We start from the raw sequence: 1,982 nt of genomic DNA on the forward strand, positions 1-1,982 counted from the left end.
CCTCACGAGCAATTAGTATCGGTTAGCTTAACGCCTCACAGCGCTTCCACACCCGACCTATCAACGTCCTGGTCTCGAACGACTCTTCAGGGACCTCAAGGGCCCAGGGAAGTCTCATCTTCAGGCAAGTTTCCCGCTTAGATGCTTTCAGCGGTTATCTCTTCCGAACTTAGCTACCCGGCAATGCGACTGGCGTCACAACCGGTACACCAGAGGTTCGTCCACTCCGGTCCTCTCGTACTAGGAGCAGCCCCCGTCAAACTTCCAACGCCCACTGCAGATAGGGACCAAACTGTCTCACGACGTTTTGAACCCAGCTCACGTACCACTTTAAATGGCGAACAGCCATACCCTTGGGACCGGCTACAGCCCCAGGATGTGATGAGCCGACATCGAGGTGCCAAACTCCGCCGTCGATGTGAACTCTTGGGCGGAATCAGCCTGTTATCCCCGGAGTACCTTTTATCCGTTGAGCGATGGCCCTTCCATTCAGAACCACCGGATCACTATGTCCTGCTTTCGCACCTGCTCGACTTGTCGGTCTCGCAGTTAAGCTACCTTTTGCCATTGCACTATCAGCACGATTTCCGACCGTACCTAGGTAACCTTCGAACTCCTCCGTTACACTTTGGGAGGAGACCGCCCCAGTCAAACTGCCTACCATGCACTGTCCCCGATCCGGATCACGGACCAAGGTTAGAACCTCAAACACACCAGGGTGGTATTTCAAGGACGGCTCCATGAGAACTAGCGTTCCCACTTCATAGCCTCCCACCTATCCTACACAAGTCTGTTCAAAGTCCAATGCAAAGCTACAGTAAAGGTTCACGGGGTCTTTCCGTCTAGCAGCGGGTAGATTGCATCTTCACAAACATTTCAACTTCGCTGAGTCTCAGGAGGAGACAGTGTGGCCATCGTTACGCCATTCGTGCGGGTCGGAACTTACCCGACAAGGAATTTCGCTACCTTAGGACCGTTATAGTTACGGCCGCCGTTTACTGGGACTTCAGTCAAGAGCTTGCACCCCATCATTTAATCTTCCAGCACCGGGCAGGCGTCACTCCGTATACGTCCACTTTCGTGTTGGCACAGAGCTGTGTTTTTGATAAACAGTCGCAGCCACCTATTCTCTGCGACCTCTCCAAGCTCCATTCGCAGGAACTTCACCTAGAGAGGCATACCTTCTCCCGAAGTTACGGTATCAATTTGCCGAGTTCCTTCTCCTGAGTTCTCTCAAGCGCCTTAGAATTCTCATCCTGCCCACCTGTGTCGGTTTGCGGTACGGTTCTTATGCAGCTGAAGCTTAGTGGCTTTTCCTGGAAGCGTGGTATCAGTTACTTCAGGTCCGTAGACCCTCGTCATCACCTCTCGGCCTTAAGGTGCAGCGGATTTGCCTACCGCACCAGCCTACCGGCTTAAACGACCTATTCCAACAGGCCGCTAACCTAACCTTCTCCGTCCCCACATCGCACTGCATAAAAGTACGGGAATTTTAACCCGTTTCCCATCGACTACGCTTTTCAGCCTCGCCTTAGGGGCCGACTCACCCTACGCCGATGAACGTTGCGTAGGAAACCTTGGGCTTTCGGCGAGCGGGCTTTTCACCCGCTTTATCGCTACTCATGTCAGCATTCGCACTTCTGATATCTCCAGCAGGGTTTACACCACCACCTTCACAGACCTACAGAACGCTCCCCTACCACGGACACATTTGACTGTGCCCATCCGCAGCTTCGGTTATCAGTTTGAGCCCCGTTACATCTTCCGCGCAGGACGACTCGACCAGTGAGCTATTACGCTTTCTTTAAATGATGGCTGCTTCTAAGCCAACATCCTGGCTGTCTAGGCCTTCCCACCTCGTTTACCACTTAACTGATCATTTGGGACCTTAGCTGGCGGTCTGGGTTGTTTCCCTCTTGACGATGGACGTTAGCACCCACCGTCTGTCTCCCATGCTCGCACTTTCCGGTATTCAGAGTTTG

General features: G+C 53.1%; 1 rRNA gene. It reads right to left on the reverse strand.

Annotated features, from left to right (window positions below):
* Window position 1: 1 nt before the first annotated feature.
* Window positions 2-1,982 (reverse strand): 23S ribosomal RNA (locus IE100_RS16300); the annotation flags it as partial.

The sequence above is a fragment of the Vogesella alkaliphila genome, assembly GCF_014652475.1.
Lineage (GTDB): Bacteria > Pseudomonadota > Gammaproteobacteria > Burkholderiales > Chromobacteriaceae > Vogesella > Vogesella alkaliphila.